The organism is Geobacter sp. FeAm09 (assembly GCF_008330225.1).
GTDB lineage: Bacteria > Desulfobacterota > Desulfuromonadia > Geobacterales > Pseudopelobacteraceae > Oryzomonas.
The window spans coordinates 1802075-1817369 of sequence record NZ_CP042466.1 but is presented as its reverse complement, the minus strand read 5'-3'; the positions used below and the strand labels follow the sequence as shown (position 1 = coordinate 1817369).

14 protein-coding genes are annotated in these 15295 nt (G+C 62.0%); all 14 read right to left on the bottom strand.

All coding sequences use genetic code 11. The annotated features are described in order from the left end of the window. Nucleotides 1-31: 31 nt before the first annotated feature. The 14 genes from FO488_RS08575 to miaB all read right to left on the bottom strand — a co-directional run bounded on the left by FO488_RS08575 (nucleotide 32) and on the right by miaB (nucleotide 15215). The gene (locus FO488_RS08575; RefSeq protein ID WP_149210178.1) at nucleotides 32-1093 is read right to left on the bottom strand and encodes a chemotaxis response regulator protein-glutamate methylesterase; all 1062 of its coding nucleotides are present in this window, start codon (nucleotides 1091-1093) and stop codon (nucleotides 32-34) included. Next, nucleotides 1090-1968 carry a protein-glutamate O-methyltransferase CheR gene (locus tag FO488_RS08570; RefSeq protein WP_240732224.1) on the bottom strand — a complete coding sequence of 293 codons (879 nt, stop codon included), beginning with the start codon at nucleotides 1966-1968 and terminating at the stop codon, nucleotides 1090-1092. The genes FO488_RS08575 and FO488_RS08570 overlap by 4 nt, the downstream gene beginning before the upstream one ends. Next, nucleotides 1965-3977 carry a HEAT repeat domain-containing protein gene (locus tag FO488_RS08565; protein ID WP_168205948.1) on the bottom strand — a complete coding sequence of 671 codons (2013 nt, stop codon included), beginning with the start codon at nucleotides 3975-3977 and terminating at the stop codon, nucleotides 1965-1967. Before FO488_RS08565 ends, FO488_RS08570 begins: the two co-directional genes overlap by 4 nt. Next, a complete protein-coding gene (locus FO488_RS08560; protein WP_149210176.1) occupies nucleotides 3970-4434 on the bottom strand; it encodes a chemotaxis protein CheW in 465 nt (154 codons plus the stop codon). The genes FO488_RS08565 and FO488_RS08560 overlap by 8 nt, the downstream gene beginning before the upstream one ends. A 71-nt stretch (nucleotides 4435-4505) precedes the next feature. Further along, entirely contained in the window at nucleotides 4506-5252 is a 747-nt protein-coding gene (locus FO488_RS08555; RefSeq protein WP_149210175.1) for a chemotaxis protein CheW, read from the bottom strand. Between the two features lie 15 nt (nucleotides 5253-5267). Then, the gene (locus tag FO488_RS08550) at nucleotides 5268-6068 is read right to left on the bottom strand and encodes an ExeA family protein (RefSeq protein ID WP_149210174.1); all 801 of its coding nucleotides are present in this window, start codon (nucleotides 6066-6068) and stop codon (nucleotides 5268-5270) included. A 4-nt stretch (nucleotides 6069-6072) separates the two neighbouring features. Next, complete coding sequence (locus FO488_RS20625; protein ID WP_370514333.1) at nucleotides 6073-7302, bottom strand: chemotaxis protein CheA; 1230 nt, start codon at nucleotides 7300-7302, stop codon at nucleotides 6073-6075. Next, nucleotides 7212-8168, bottom strand: a complete 957-nt coding sequence (locus FO488_RS20620; RefSeq protein WP_149210173.1) for an Hpt domain-containing protein — start codon at nucleotides 8166-8168, stop codon at nucleotides 7212-7214. Before FO488_RS20620 ends, FO488_RS20625 begins: the two co-directional genes overlap by 91 nt. Nucleotides 8169-8193: 25 nt before the next feature. Further along, entirely contained in the window at nucleotides 8194-8565 is a 372-nt protein-coding gene (locus FO488_RS08535) for a response regulator (RefSeq protein ID WP_255516548.1), read from the bottom strand. 113 nt (nucleotides 8566-8678) lie between these two features. Beyond that, nucleotides 8679-9731 carry a response regulator gene (locus tag FO488_RS08530; RefSeq protein ID WP_149210171.1) on the bottom strand — a complete coding sequence of 351 codons (1053 nt, stop codon included), beginning with the start codon at nucleotides 9729-9731 and terminating at the stop codon, nucleotides 8679-8681. A gap of 80 nt (nucleotides 9732-9811) precedes the next feature. Beyond that, entirely contained in the window at nucleotides 9812-11167 is a 1356-nt protein-coding gene (der, locus tag FO488_RS08525) for a ribosome biogenesis GTPase Der (protein WP_149210170.1), read from the bottom strand. Continuing rightward, entirely contained in the window at nucleotides 11164-12054 is an 891-nt protein-coding gene (gene era / locus FO488_RS08520) for a GTPase Era (protein ID WP_149210169.1), read from the bottom strand. The genes der and era overlap by 4 nt, the downstream gene beginning before the upstream one ends. 26 nt (nucleotides 12055-12080) lie before the next feature. Beyond that, the gene (locus FO488_RS08515) at nucleotides 12081-13757 is read right to left on the bottom strand and encodes a glutamine--tRNA ligase/YqeY domain fusion protein (RefSeq protein ID WP_149210168.1); all 1677 of its coding nucleotides are present in this window, start codon (nucleotides 13755-13757) and stop codon (nucleotides 12081-12083) included. Nucleotides 13758-13889: 132 nt separating this feature from the next. Further along, nucleotides 13890-15215, bottom strand: coding sequence for a tRNA (N6-isopentenyl adenosine(37)-C2)-methylthiotransferase MiaB (miaB, locus tag FO488_RS08510; protein ID WP_149210167.1), 1326 nt, complete (start codon nucleotides 15213-15215; stop codon nucleotides 13890-13892). Nucleotides 15216-15295: the final 80 nt, after the last annotated feature.

Sequence of the window (15295 nt, the reverse complement as noted above, 5' to 3'; positions counted from 1 at the left end):
GAGCATAGCCGCACGGGCGGCAGGAATGAAATCAGGAAAACGAGCCTTTGGCCAGGATTTCCCGGTGGACGCACTGCATGGGAACGATCCTGTCCACCAGGCCGGTCGCGGCCGCTTCGCGCGGCATGCCGTAGACGACGGCCGTTTCATCGGATTCGGCGATCACGAAGCCCCCCTGCTCCTTGACCTTGCGGACGCCCCTGGTGCCGTCGTTCCCCATGCCGGTCAGGATAACGGCTATCATGCGCTTTTTGTAGATAGCGGCGCAGGACTCCAGCATGACGTCCACCGACGGCACATACCGGTCGGCGTCCGTGGGGGGAACGACCCGCGCCACCGTCCGGCCGTCCCGCACCTCCAGCACAAGGTTCGAACCTCCGGGCGCTATCAGCGCCCGGCCCGGGATGACCAGGTCGCCATCCGCCGCCTCCTTCACTTCGAACAGGGAGGCGCGGTTCAGGCGCTCGGCAAAGGCGTGGGTAAAACCGGACGGCATGTGCTGGGCAACCACCACGGCAAAGGGGTACGCCCGCTCGAATGCGGAGAAGAGAAATTGCAGTGCCGGCGGCCCTCCGGTCGAGGCGCCGATGGCGACGAGATCGAAGGGGGATTGGCCCGCAACGCCGGGCACCGCCGCTCCCGCGCCTTCCCGCGCTCTTTCGTGGGACGGCAGGTGCGGCTGCTTCAGCCGGGGCACTCCCAGGCTGACGAACTGGAGCACCTTCTGCTGCAGGTCCTCCCTGATGAGCAAGAGGTCGTTGGAGGCCCCGCTGGAAGGCTTGGCCACGAAATCCAGGGCGCCCAGTTCCAGGGCCTTGAACACCTTGTCGGCGCTGCTCAGGGCGCTCACGACAATTACCGGGGTCGAGTACCGGACCGTCAGGATGCGCAGCAGCGTAAAGCCGTCCATCTTCGGCATTTCAAGGTCCAGGGTGACCAGGTCCGGCTTCAGGGTCGCCACCTTGTGGACCCCTTCCTCGCCGTTGGTCGCATAACCGACCACCTCGACGCACTCGAGCCCTTCGAGCATCCTGGTGATGGTGCGCCTGCTGAAAGCGGAATCGTCCACCACCAGCACCTTGAGCCGCCTCATGACCCGCCTCCCAATGCAGAACGCTCCGGCCTCTGATAGATCATATCATTTTTGAAGTGGCGGAGCGTAAAAAGCGTGGTGACGTTCATGAGCGACTCGGAATGCCCCAGCAGCAGGAAACCGCCATCGTTGAGGGAACGATGAAACTCTTCGACGACCCTCTTCTTGGCGGCCAGGTCGAAATAGATGATCACGTTGCGGCAGAAAATGAGGTCCATCTTGCCGAGCATCATCATGCGGATCTTGTCGAAGAGGTTGAGGTGGCTGATGGTGACCATTTCGCGGATATCGTCCGTCACCTTGAGCCCGCCGTCGTATTCGTAGAAAAACCGTTTGATGTAGCGCTCTTCGGTCGCCCGAAACGACGATTTCGTGTAGACCCCCCGCCGGGCGTGTTGCAGAACCCGCTGGCTGATGTCGGTGCCGATGATCTCCACCTTCCACCCCCGCAGGCCGGGCATGTCCCGCAGCAGCATGGCGATGGTATAGGGTTCTTCACCCGTGGAACAGCCGGCGCTCCAGATGCGCAGCGTGCGATCCCCCCGGGCCGACTTGACGCTGATGAGTTCCGGGATGACTTCGTCCGTAAAAGCGGAAAGCTGGAACGATTCCCGGAAAAAATAGGTCTCGTTGGTCGTGAGGACATCCATGATGTCCATCATCTCCTGGTCCTTGTTCCGGTCGTATTTCAAAAAATGATAATACTCGCGGAAATTGTTCAGGCTCAGGGCGGGCAGGCGGCGGGCAAGGCGCTTCTCCAGCAGGTATTTCGAGTCGTCGTCGAAAAAAATGCCGCAATGACTGTAGATGCTGTCCCGTATGATCCGGAACTCGTCATCGGACATGGTCTGTCCTGTGTCCAGGGACAAGGTCATGCGACCCCCTTCAACAGGCGTTTCATCAGGTCCCTGACCAGGTTGTTCCCTTCCCTTTCAAGGGCCGCCTTCAGAACAGTCCGCTGCTGCTGGCCGGGAAGCCCCGCCAGGGCCGCCGCCGTGTCATACCTGATGCCGGCATGGTGATGGGCGAAAAGCCGTTCGGCATTCCGCAGGATGCGCTCCCGGTCGTGGCGGGAGAGGATGGCGAGCGCCAATTTGACCAATTCTTCATCCTCGTTGTCGAGCACCGTCTCCACCAGGTCCAGGGCGGCGCCGCTGCCCGACGATTCGAGCACCTCGAGGCAGGTGATCATGAGCAGCCCGCCGGCAGTGGGGAGCAGGGAGCCGATCACGTCGAGAATGGTCCCCGGTTCCAGGCGGGCCATACTCTTCAGGGCCGCGCACTGCACCCGGGAGTCGTCATCGCGCAGGGCCAGGCGCAAGGGTTCGAGGGCATCGGCGCTCCCCGATTCTCCCAAGGCATCGGCAGCGACCATACGCACTTCCGGGGTTTCGTCCACCAGGGCGATCTGCAGCACCCCGTGCAAGGAGGGGAGGTGCAGTTTCCCAATGGCGGCCACCGAGGCTTGCCGAACGGAAGGGTCCTCGTCCTTGGCAAGCCGCGACAGGCAGTCGCCGTCACGGAGGGCGGCAAAGAGCAGGGCGGCATCGCGACGGCGTTGCGGCTGTTCGGAATCGGCCAGTTGACGCGCAACCGCCCGGACGGGATGGTTGTCCTTCCGGGCAAGAACCTGAAGCGAGGAGATGATCGCGCCGCTGAAATCATCGTCCGCCTCATGGAGCAAGCCGATGATCTCCGGGATGCAGTCCGACAGCCCCCGCTGACCGGCGGCCCGTACGGCAGCCCTGCGCACCGCCGGCGAAGGGTCCTGCAGCGCCGCGCGGATCAGGTCGTCTCCCCCGTGGTAGCCCAGCTCCCCGAACAGTGTGCAGATGGCCGCGCACGCCTTTTCTTCGGCGGCGGGATAGATTTGCCGCAGGGCATCCATACCGGCGGGGCCGAGGGCGGAAAGGGCTGTGAGCGCCGGGCTCGAAAGCCGCTCGGAGAGATAGGCGGCCAAAAGCGGCGCAGCGGCCCGCACGTCGCCCATGATCCCCAAAAGGTTCGTCACCGCCTCCGCCAGGGCGGTATCCTGCCCTTCCACATCCAGCAGTTCCATGAAGGCCGGCACGGCAGCGCTGCCCGACAAGCGGCGCACCACCCCGTGAAGGTGGTGGCGCTCAGTAGCGCCGGAACGCAGCAGGATGCGGTTGAAGGCCTTGACGGCAGCGCAGCGGGCGCTTTTCTGGCCGGAAAGGAGCCCCTCCAGGAGGATGGGCGCGGCCGTATGGTCGCCGATGCTCCCGAGGCAATCGTAGAGCACCTTGCCGAAAATCTCCTGCCCGACAAGGCCCTTGACCTCCTCCGGCACCGGTCCGGGGGTTCCCAGCTTTCCCAGGGCCGACAGGGCGCTGAAGCGGAAGAAGGGGCTTTCATGGGCGGCGATCGCCGCGAGCAGTTCCGGCACCGCTCCGGGGTCGCCGATGGTGCCCAGATGTTCGGCGGCAGCGGCGGAAACGTTCATATCCGGGTCATGGAGGGCGGCAAGGAGGTCCGGGACGAACACTGCGCTGCCTATTCCCCCCATGACATCGACCACAAACTTCCGCACGCCGGCATCGGGATCGCCGGCAAGCGCTTTCAACTGGCGGGCCGCCCGCGCTCCGAGCATGACGAGCGCCTCGGCGGCGGAATTTCTCAGTCCGGCATTGTCCTCGTCGCGCAGCAGTTCCAGCAGTCCGGCGATCAGATCGCCGGAGGGGTGCGCCGCCACAAAGACGTTGACCGCTTCCTTGCGCACCCGCCAACTGTCGTCGCCCATGGCGGTGAAAACAAACTCGCACACCTCCGCCGCATCCCTGCCGCGCAGGGAAGCGACGGCCGCACGGCGCAACTCTTCGTCGGCGGATTTAAGGGCGTTGCGTATCTCTTCCCGGCTATCCACGTAACGACTCCAGGCGAACATCGGATGGGGCGAGCAGGGAATCGATGTCGAGGATCATGAACATCTGGTCGCGTGAAAGACACATCCCCAGGACGTACTCCATGCCGATCCCTTCCGCTATATCGGGAGCGGGCTTGATCTCGCCGGCCAAAACGGTGATGACCTCCTGCACGTCATCCACCGCCAACGCCAGCATCTGTCCCTGAAGGGAGACGATCAGAAGCCGGCCCGGAACGTGTTCGCCGGCTTTCGGCATGCCGAAGCGATGTCGCATGTCCATGACCGGAATCAATTCGCCGCGCAGGTTGATGACCCCCTCCAGCAGGTCCGACTCCCGGGGCAGGCCGGCAAGTTTCTGGGGCAGGATGATCTCCTTGATGCGCATGATGTCCACCGCAAAGAGCCTGTCCCCCAGGCTGAAACATGCCAGCTCGATGTTCTGCAGTTCCTTTTTCATAAGCTATTCGCGAGGCTCCGTTCAGACGACCATCGTGGTGAACAGCGACCGGCCCCGCCGGGCCGGCCTGCTCAGCAGATGTTGATATCGGTGATGCTTGCCACGTTGAGCAGAATGATCATCATGGCACCGGTACGGCCGATGCCGCTGACAAAATCGCGGTCGATCCCTTCGAGAACCGCCGGAGCCGCTTCGCGCCCATCTTTTCCGATGCGCACGACCTGGATGACCTCATCCACCAGCAGGCCGGTGAAGCCCTCGCCGCGCTTGGCGATCACGATGCGTTCCCGGCCGTTTCGGTCTCCCTGGGGGAGGCCGAGGCGCTCACGCATGTTAAAGACGGGAATGATGACGCCGCGCAGGGAGATCACCCCCATGATGAACGCCGGGGCGCGCGGGACCTCGGTCGTCTCGCGGGGTTTGATGATCTCCTTGAGTTCCATGATATTGATGCCATAAATCTCGTCGGAGATGCGGAAACAGAGGATTTCCTCGTAGTCCTCCGCCTCCGCGGCCACCTGGCCCTCGGATGCCAGCGGCAGGTCGTCGTCGCAGCCCGCCGCTGCCCGCCCCGCCAGAATGATATCGAGCGGGTCCATATGCCGGCCACGCCGCGGCGCCGGGCTCAGCCGCTCCTCGGGAAGCGCGGCGGCTGCCGTATCGGTCAGGGGCGGATGGTCGGCGGCAACGACAGCGGGAGAGGCGGGTGCCCCGGCCGGCGGGGATGGCGCCACGTCCCGCCGGGGGCGTTCCTCTTCGGCGGCCCGCTCGGCGGCCTCTCTGTTGTGGACTTTCTGCCGTATCTTTGCCAGGTTCATTCGGTCGGAATCCTTCTACATCATCAGTTCGTCTTTAATCTCATCGATGACCGCAGAATCGATCAGGGCGGCGTCGTTGCCGTAAGCGACCAGCAGGGCGTTGGTTGCCAGGGAGTTGATCCTGCGCGGAACGCCGCCGGTAATCTCGAAGATCTTCTGAACCGCATCGGGGGTGAATAAACCGGGCATGCCGCCGGCCTTTTCCAGCCTGAAATCCAGGTATTCCATGGTCTCTTCCAGCGTCAGCGGCTCAAGGTGGTAATTGAGGGCGATCCGCTGCCGCAGGGGTTCGAAACGGGGCGAAGCCAGCATGGGACGCAACTCCGGCTGGCCCATGACGATCACCGCCAGCAGATTGCGGTCGTCCAACTGGAAATTGGTCAGCAGGCGGATCTCGTCGAAGACCTCCGCATCGGAGATCATCTGGGCCTCATCCACCACGATGACCGGGCAGATCCCCTTCTGGTAGCTGTCGTAGACCACCGTATTGATCTGTTCCAGCACTTCGTCCTTGAGCGCCGACGGCGCCTCGACGTCGAGCAGGCGCGCCGTGGTCCGCAGGAATTCCAGCCCTGTCAGGCGGGGATTGACGATATAGCAGAAACGGTAGCCATCACCCAGCCGGTCCATCAGCGCCCGGGAGAGCGTCGTCTTGCCGCAGCCGATCTCGCCGGTGAGGACGGCCATCTCCCGCTCCTCCAGCACAAATTCGAGGCGCGCCAAGGCCTCTTCGTGCCCCGCGCTGAGAAAGAGAAAACGGGGGTCGGGGGTCTTGCCGAACGGCTTTTCCCGGAATCCGAAAAAGGCTTTGTACATGACCTCAGCTCCCGGATCTCATGGTATCGTTGATCATGCCGCCCACATCCAGCACCAGGATCGTGCGCTGGTCCCCCAGATCGGCTGCCCCGGCGATGCCGGGGAAGCGCCGGAAGCCCTCCCCGAGGGACTTGATCACGATGTCCTGCTGGCCGAGCAGTTCGTCGACCACGACACCCAGCCGTTTTTCGGCGGCACCGACCACCACGACATAGAACTCCCCGGGACGGTCCGACCGGCGGTTCAGGCAGAGAAACTCCTCCAGCCGGAGAAGCGGCAGGGTCGTATCGCGTAGTTGTGTGACTTCACGGCGCTCCACGGTCTTGATGTCGTGGCCGGTCAAAAGCAGCGACTCCAGCACCGAGGTCACCGGGAGCGCGTAGGTCCGCCCGGCACAGGAGATGATCAGGGACTTGATGATGGCCAGGGTGATGGGCAGGGTGATAATGAAACGGGTGCCCTGGCCCCTGGTGGTCTCGATATCCACCAGGCCCGAAATGGCGGCGATATTGTTCCTGACCACGTCCATGCCGACGCCGCGCCCGGAGACCTCGCTCACCTGGTCGGTGGTGGAGAAGCCGGGGAGGAAGATGAAATCGAGCACCTCCTTGTCGGAAACCGTGCTCAGGTCATGCACGAAGCCTTTCTGGAGCGCCCGGGCCTTGACCTTTTCAATGTCGATCCCCCCGCCGTCGTCCTCCACCTCGATGACGACATGGTTCCCCTTCTGGAAGGAGGAAATCCTGATGACGCCCTTTTCCGGCTTGCCTGCCGCCAGCCGCTGCTCCGGGCTCTCGATGCCGTGGTCGATGGCGTTTCTGATGATGTGCATCATCGGGTCGGAGATATCCTCCACGATCAGCTTGTCCAGCTCCGTATCCGCTCCGTGGAAGAGGAGTTCCACCTTCTTGCCCTGTTCCCGGGAGATGGTGCGGACAATGCGGGACATCTTCTCATAGAGCTGCCCGACCGGGATCATGCGGATATCCATGACCCCCTTCTGCAGATCGGTCAGTTTGCGTTCCAGCACCTTGGCGGACTTGCCCAGCTCGACGGCCCCCTGGGAGAACCGCTCGCTCCGCAACCGCTCCGCCAGGGCGGCGATGGAGGAGTGGGCCAGGACAAGCTCTCCGACGATGTTCATCAGTTCGTCGAGCTTGCCGATATCGACGCGGACCGTGCGGCTGATGCTCTTGGCGGACAGGGGCGGCGTGCCGGCGGCAGGGGCCGACACCGCGGCCGGGGGGCGGCAAGATCCGCCGCTTCATCGTTTCCGGGCTGCCGGGCGGCGGAGACCGCAGTATTTCCCGTATCGGCGGCAACCGGCGGTTCCGGCACGCCGTTCAAAAGCGCCACAGCCACCCTGTCGTGCCTGACCGCCAGCGCAAATTCGTCGTATGCATGGGCGGAACCGGCCAGAATATCGAAATCGATATTGGTTTCCATGTTGCTGCTCATGCTGGGCAGGGTGCTAATGACCTCGCCGCAGGTCTTGATTGCGTCGGAAACTATCGCCAGGTCCTGGTCAAAGGTCGCCAGATCGAAGGAAGCATGAACACGGTAGATGTTCCTGCCCTTGGAAAGATTTTCCAGCAGGCGATGCTCTTCGTATTCAGTGAGGGATTTCACAACCTGTTCGGAAAGGCCCAGGACCGCCAGTGGCGAAGCCTGGGCCGCATTGCGGGGCGGCTCTTCCAGGCAGGCATTGATCCTGGCCGTGCATGCCGAGATTTTCTCGTCAGGGACGCTCCCTTCCCCCTCGGACAGGCCCCGCACCAGGGAGAGCAAGACATCGTGGGATTCGAGCAATACCCCGATCACCCCCGCATCGAGCCTGAGCTTGCCGAGCCGAAGCCAGTCCAGCAGGTTCTCCATGTTGTGGGACAGTTCGGCGATCCCCGCAAAGCCGAACATACCGGCCAGCCCTTTCAGGGAGTGGGCCCCCCGGAAGATGGCATTCAGCAGGTCCGGGTCCGCATCCCCCTTGTCGGCCACATCGGCGAGGTCCGCCAGTTCGGAACCGAGGTGCTCCACAATCTCTTCGGCTTCGGCCAGAAAGTCCCGTACTGCCTTGTTCATAAAGGGGCTGTTGTCACTCATGCAGGCTGTCCGTCATTCCAGGGGATCATCCCAGATACTTCTCGATGATGTTCTTCAGGTCAGAGCAATCAAACGGTTTGACGACATATTCATTGGCGCCGAGCAATCGGCCCTTTTCCATGTCGCCCCGGCTGCCTTCGGTGGAGATGATAACCACCGGAATGTGCCGGTAATTGGGGTTGTCGCGCAGGTAGCTGATCAGTTCGAGGCCGTTGATGTCGGGCATATTGATGTCCGTGAAAATCAGGTCCACATGCTCCCGGGGCAGAAGACGCAGGGCCTCGAAACCGTTGGCCGCCTCGACGATGCGGAAATCGCCCAGGGATTCGATGATGGACACCAGCATGGCGCGAAGCGCCGTTGAATCGTCCGTAATAAGTATCGTCTTTCTGCTCACCGTTTCACCTGTTGTATCCACAAGCGTCATACCTTCGCGCCGCACCCGGTCGATTCATTGAAAGTTCCTCACCATAGTCGATACGCTCCCCCTCGCTCCCCATTGCCGCACTGTCATCCACGTGCCGCATCATGCGATTCCGAACGGCGCAGCGCATCCAGAAGCACCGGCAGAAAGGCCCGCATGCTTTCAGGTGAGGAACATTCGGCGCGGTGGGGCTTCATCACGCAGCCATAGCCCATGTCGCTGACCCTCTTCTCCGCTTCCGCATGATGATAGTCCGTCATCATCAGGATGGGGATATCCGTGAAGTTGTTGTGGAGGAGCTCCAGCAGTTCAATCCCGCCGAGAACCCCGGAACCGTCCATGCGCGGCATGATCAGGTCCACGAGGACAGCAGGGCACTGGCCGCCGCGATGGAGGTTATCGACCCTGATCAGCGTATCTTCGCTGCTGGTCATGGCATGGACTTCATAGCCGTTCTCCCGCAGCAGTTCCGCCAGGGTTTTCAACGTCGTGCCGTCATCGTCAACGATCACCAGCGGGCGGGCGGCCGCCGGTTCGGGTACGATCTCCGGGATGTGAACCACATCGGAGAGGTCAAACGGGATTTCCGCTTCATCGGTGCCGCCGCCGTGGTCCGCTACGGCGGCGCGGCTTTCTCTGGCGACCCGGGTCCCCTCCATTGCCAGGAACTGCGGGTTAAGTCCCTTGGAAAGCATGAACTGCAGAGGATCGACAATGCCGCCGTCGATGGCCTCGATATTTTCCTGGGGCTCAAAATCGAAGGTGCCTTCAAGCCAGGAAAAAAGCGACAGGACGAGCTGTTCGATCTGCTCGCGGACCACCTCTTCGATGGTTTCGTGGGGCACGGCGAAACGTTTGGTCAGGATGATCCCCAGGTGCTCGCTGAATCCCCTCTCCTTTTGGAGCGCCAAGGCCTTGCCGAGGGTGTCGGAATCCATGACGCCCCGCTGGACGAGCACTTCCCCCAGCCCCGTCCGGGACAGGGATGAGAGCGCCTTTACCACCAGCCCCTGCTTGAAGACGATCATCCCTTCCCGTCCCCTGCTGTGGAGGGAGAGCACCCCAGTCTTCCGGCTGAGGCTGATCAGTTGCAGAATCTCGCCCAGCCCGAGCTCTTCAAGGTTTCCGACAAGGCTCATACGGAAAGGCCCCTACCTGTGTGGAAATGCAAAAAATGGGCTAAATTGTAAACCATCAATATGGGCAAGTAAAGCCTTTATCAATGCCGCTCCCGCTTGGCTAAGGGGTGGCGGGCGGCGCCGTTTTTGTCGCGCCCCCTGAAGATGAGCCGGATCGGCACGCCGTCGAAGCCGAAGGACTCCCTGAATCGATTGATCAGATAGCGTTCATAGGAGAAATGAATGCTGTCCGGCTGATTGGTGAAGATGACAAAGGATGGCGGCCGGGTAGCGACCTGGGTGGCAAAGTAGAACTTTACGCGGCGGCCGTGGGCCAACGGCGCATGGTGAGCATCCGTGGCTTCGGAAAAGACCCGGTTCAGGTCCGAGGTCGTCACCCGGTGGATGTACTGCCCCATGACGTCGTCCACGGTGGTCATGACCTTGCCGATGCGCTGGCCGGTCTTGGCGGATACGAAGACGATCGGGGCATAGGCCAGGTACTTGAAGCCGGTCCTGACCTTGTCCACGTAGACCCCCAGCGTGCTGTTGTCCTTTTCCAGGGTGTCCCACTTGTTGACCACAAAGACGCACCCCCTGCCCGCCTCGTGCACATAGCCGGCGATGCGTTCATCCTGCTCCGTCACCCCCTCCTCGGCATCGAGGACGACCAGGACGACGTCGGCCCGTTCGATGCTGCGCAGGGAATCCACCACGCTGTACTTTTCCAGCTTCTCCGTGGTCTTGCCCTTGCGGCGGATGCCGGCGGTATCGATCAGCAGGTACTTCTTTTTGTTGCAGGTAAAAAGGGTGTCCACCGAATCGCGGGTCGTGCCGGCGGTCGGATTGGCCACCATCCGCTCGAAACCGAGCAACCGGTTGACCAGGGACGATTTGCCCACGTTGGGGCGCCCCACCACGGCAATCCGGGTGATCTCGTCATCGGGGGTCTCGGCATCCGCCTCGGGAAAGACATCCAGCAGATTCTCCATCAGGTCGATGACGCCCCGATTGTGTTCGGCCGATATGGTATGGAGGCGCTCCACCCCCAGGGAGTAGAACTCGGCCGATTCGTTCTCCAGCTTTTCGCCGTCAACCTTGTTGACCACGTAGAAGACCGGTTTCTTGACGCGGCGCAGCATCGTGGCCACTTCGATGTCGGCCGGGGTCAGGCCGCTTCTGGCATCCATCAGGAAGATGATGACATCGGCCTCTTCCATGGCCAGGCGGGACTGCTCCCGCATCTGCTGCAGCAGGCGATCCTCGGTCACCGGTTCGAAGCCGCCGGTATCGACCAGGATGAACGGCTTGTCGAAACGGGTGATGGTGGCGTAGTTGCGGTCGCGGGTCACGCCGGGCAGATCGTCCACGATGGCGCGGCGATGCCCCAACAGGCGGTTGAACAGGGTTGACTTGCCCACGTTGGGGCGGCCGACTATGGCGACAATAGGTTTCATTCGTACCCCAACTCCCTCAGAACGGCCGTCCGTTCGGTCCACCGTTCCTGCACCTTGACGAACAGCTCAAGAAAGACCCTGGTCCCCAGCAGGCGTTCGATATCGCCGCGGGCCGCCTGGCCGATCTTTTTGAGCATGGCCCCCTTTTTACCGATGATGATCCCCTTCTGCCCTTCCCGCTCCACCAGGATGGTGGCGCTGATGGCGACCACACCATTCTCCCGCTCCTTGAAGGAGTCGATCATAACTGCCGTGGCATAGGGAACTTCTTCTCCGGTCAGGCGGAAGATCTTTTCCCGCACCAGTTCGGCGCAGATCACCTTTTCCGGCTGGTCGGTGAGGATGTCGTCGGGGAAATAGGCCGGTCCTTCGGGGAGGCGTTCGCGGATCAGCTCCACCAGGCGCTCCACGTTGCCGCCGGTCTGGGCCGAGATCGGCACCACCTCGGCAAAGGGGTGCAGGCGCGAAACCGTGGCGATCAACGCCAGAAGCCGCTCCTTGGGCTCAACCAGATCCACCTTGTTCAGGATCAGGAAGACCGGGGCACCGGCCTTGGCCGCCACTTCCCGCACAAAGGCGTCGTCCCGTTGCGCCGTGGCGTCCACCACCAAGAGGAGCAGGTCGATGCCCGAAATGGCCCCGTAGGCGGCATCCACCATGGCCCGGTTCATGCGGCTTTTGGCGGCATGGATGCCGGGCGTGTCCACGAACACGATCTGGCTCGCCTCATCGGAGACAATGCCGCGAATAACGGTGCGGGTCGTCTGCGGCTTGTCCGAAACCGCCACGATCTTCTCACCGAGGACGCGATTCAGCAGCGTGGACTTGCCCACGTTGGGGCGGCCGACAATGGAGACGAATCCCGATCTAAATTCTTTGTTTTTCATATAATTATATCACACTCTTTCATGTATCACTTTTTGGTCCAGGCATCCCTGAGGGTGACGATCCGGTTGAAAACCGGCTTTCCCGGCTGCGAATCCATGGGGTCCGGACGGAAATATCCCTGGCGTTCGAACTGGAAACGGGTCTCCGGGTCGGCATCGGCCAGGCTCTTCTCCAGTTTGGCGGCCCCGATGACCTCAACGGAGTGCGGATTGAGAAACTGCTTGTAGTCGGCGCCGCCCCGGTCGGGATTCGGGTCGTTGAAAAGGCGGTCGAACAGGCGCACCTCGGCATCCACGGCATGGGCCCGGGAAACCCAGTGGATGGTGCCCTTGATCTTCCTGCCGTCGGCCGCAGAACCTCCCCTGGATGCGGGATCGTATTCGCAATGCACCTCGACGACGGTGCCGCTTTCGTCCTTGACCACGCCGGTGCAGCGCACGATATAGGCGTAGCGGAGGCGCACCTCGGAGCCGGGGGCCATGCGGAAGAACCCCTTGGGCGGTTCCTCCATGAAGTCGTCCTGCTCGATGAACAGTTCACGGGAAAAGGCCACCCGGTGGCTTCCCATCTCCGGCTTCTGGGGATGATTGGGGGCCTCGAACTCCTCGGCCTGCCCTTCGGGATAGTTGTCCACCACGACCTTGAGCGGCCGAAGCACCGCCATGGCGCGGGGGGCGCGCTCGTTCAGGTCCGAGCGGACGCATTCCTCAAGGATGGACATATCGATCCAGGAATCGCTGCGCCCCACCCCGATCATCTCGCAGAAGGCCCGGACCGCCTCGGGCGTATAGCCGCGCCGCCTGATGCCCATCAGGGTCGGCATGCGCGGGTCGTCCCAGCCGCTGACGATGCCCAGGCCGACCAGTTCGTGGAGCTTGCGCTTGCTCATCACCGCATAGGTCAGGTTGAGCCGGGCGAACTCGTACTGCCGCGGGCGGCTCGGCACCGGCAGGTTGTCCAGGAACCACTCGTACAGCGGTTTGTGGTCCTCGAACTCCAGGGTGCAGATGGAATGGGTGATCCCCTCGATGGCATCCGACTGGCCATGGGTAAAATCGTACATGGGATAGATGCACCAGGCGTCGCCCACGTGGGGATGACTGGCGTGGATGATGCGGTACAGCACCGGGTCGCGCAGGTTGATATTGGGGGAGGCCATGTCGATCTTCGCCCTGAGCACCTTGGCCCCGTCGGGGAACTCGCCGGCCCGCATGCGGCGGAACAGATCGAGGTTTTCGTCGACAGGGCGGTTGCGCCACGGGCTCTCCTTGCCCGGCTCGGTCAGGGTGCCGCGATAGGCGCGCATTTCCTCGGCGGAAAGATCCTCCACATAGGCCTTGCCCTGCTCTATCAGGTACTCGGCCCACTGGTAGAGCTGCTCGAAATATTCCGAGGCGCAGTACAGGTTCGCGCCCCAGTCGAAGCCAAGCCAGCGGACGCTCTCCTTGATGGATTCGATGTATTCCATCTCCTCCTTGGCGGGATTGGTGTCGTCGAAACGCAGATGACAGCGGCCGCCGAAATCCCGCGCCAGCCCGAAGTTGATGCAGATGGACTTGGCATGGCCGATGTGCAGATAACCGTTGGGCTCGGGCGGGAAACGGGTGACGATGGACGTATGCTTGCCGCTTTTCAGGTCCTCTTCGAGGATGGTACGGAGAAAATTGTTGGATACCGGGGTTGGTGTCGATTCGGTGGACATGATTGCCTCTCTTCATTCAATCAAATAACTTCTGCCACAGAGACACGGAGAAATTCAAACAGAATCTGACCAACTCTCCCCGGCGGGGGAACTTTCTGTTTTTCCCTGTGTCTCTGTGGCGGATTTTTATGGTTACGGGTTGTGCGCCAGCTCTCCCAGCAGCGAGTTCTGGTAGGCCGCCACGATGCGTACCGTGGCGAAGTTCCCGATCAGGGACGGATCACCGGGGAAATTGACGATCCTGCCGCTCTCCGCTTTGCCGGACACCTGGCCGGGGCGCTTCCCCTCCCCCTCCACCATAACCTCCTGGAAGGTGCCCAGATACGACTTGTTGATCTCAAGGGTGATACGCCGCTGCAATCCCAACAGGCGTTCCAGGCGCTCCACCTTTTGCTCCCGGGAGAGCTCCTCGGGCAGCTCCGCCGCCTTGGTGCCGGGGCGTGGCGAATACACAAACAAAAAAAGGTCGGCGTAACGGACCTCTTCCACCAGGGTCAGGGTCTGCTCGAAATCCGCCTCGCTCTCGCCGGGGAAGCCGACGATCATGTCGCCGGTGATGGCGATGCCGGGGCGGGCCGCCTTGAGGGCCCGGATCCGCTCCAGGTAGGCCGCGCGGGAATAGCCCCGGTTCATGCGGGAAAGCATGGCGTCGCTGCCCGATTGGGCCGGCAGGTGGATCTGGCCGCACAGCTTGGGCAGATCCGCAAAACAGGCTATCAACTCATCGGACATATCCTTGGGATGGGAGGTGGTAAAGCGGATGCGGCGGATCCCCTCCACCCCGGCCACCTGCCTGATCAATTGGGCAAAGCTCGGCTCGTTGGCGCTCTTTATGCCGTAGGAGTTGACATTCTGGCCGAGCAGCACCACCTCCTGAACGCCCTCTGCGGCGAGTTGCCCGACCTCGTCGAGGATATCGGCCGCACGTCGGCTGATTTCGCGCCCCCGCACATAGGGAACGATACAGTAGGAACAAAAATTGTCGCACCCCTGCATGACGGTCACGAAACGGCTCAGGCGGCTCGCCCCCTTGACCGGAGGGAACAGGTCAAGACGCTGGTCGTTATCGATGAAGGCCGTTTCGCAGCGCCGCTCGCCCTTTTCCGCGCCCCGCACCATGTCGGGAAGCAGGTGCAGGTTATGGGTGCCGAAGACCAGGTCCAGAAAGGGAAACTTCTGCAGGAGGTGCTCTCCCTCCTGCTGGGCCACACAGCCGCCCACCCCCAGAATAAGGCCGCGGTGCGCCTTTTTCAGGCTGCGGTAATGGCTGAGGCGCTTGTAGACCTTTTCCTCCGCCCCTCCCCGGACACTACAGGTATTGAGCAGGATCATGTCCGCATCCGCAGGCGCCGTTGTCGGTCTGTATCCCAAATCGGCCAGCATGGTGGCGATCCGCTCGGAATCGTTCACATTCATCTGGCAGCCGAAGGTTTCAATAAAGAGATGTTTTTCGTTCATGGTGAAGTGTTTGTTTATACGCAATTAATACCTGCAAAGTCAATTAAATTGGGAAATTGCCACTGTTCGGGGCAATGGCT

Excerpts from the sequence above, each read along its gene's own strand:
- FO488_RS08575 (WP_149210178.1), bottom strand. The coding sequence starts at position 1,093 with ATGAGGCGGCTCAAGGTGCTGGTGGTGGACGATTCCGCTTTCAGCAGG.
- FO488_RS08570 (WP_240732224.1), bottom strand. The coding sequence starts at position 1,968 with ATGACCTTGTCCCTGGACACAGGACAGACCATGTCCGATGACGAGTTC.
- FO488_RS08560 (WP_149210176.1), bottom strand. The coding sequence starts at position 4,434 with ATGAAAAAGGAACTGCAGAACATCGAGCTGGCATGTTTCAGCCTGGGG.
- FO488_RS08555 (WP_149210175.1), bottom strand. The coding sequence starts at position 5,252 with ATGAACCTGGCAAAGATACGGCAGAAAGTCCACAACAGAGAGGCCGCC.
- FO488_RS08550 (WP_149210174.1), bottom strand. The coding sequence starts at position 6,068 with ATGTACAAAGCCTTTTTCGGATTCCGGGAAAAGCCGTTCGGCAAGACC.
- FO488_RS20620 (WP_149210173.1), bottom strand. The coding sequence starts at position 8,168 with ATGAGTGACAACAGCCCCTTTATGAACAAGGCAGTACGGGACTTTCTG.
- FO488_RS08530 (WP_149210171.1), bottom strand. The coding sequence starts at position 9,731 with ATGAGCCTTGTCGGAAACCTTGAAGAGCTCGGGCTGGGCGAGATTCTG.
- der (WP_149210170.1), bottom strand. The coding sequence starts at position 11,167 with ATGAAACCTATTGTCGCCATAGTCGGCCGCCCCAACGTGGGCAAGTCA.
- era (WP_149210169.1), bottom strand. The coding sequence starts at position 12,054 with ATGAAAAACAAAGAATTTAGATCGGGATTCGTCTCCATTGTCGGCCGC.
- FO488_RS08515 (WP_149210168.1), bottom strand. The coding sequence starts at position 13,757 with ATGTCCACCGAATCGACACCAACCCCGGTATCCAACAATTTTCTCCGT.
- miaB (WP_149210167.1), bottom strand. The coding sequence starts at position 15,215 with ATGAACGAAAAACATCTCTTTATTGAAACCTTCGGCTGCCAGATGAAT.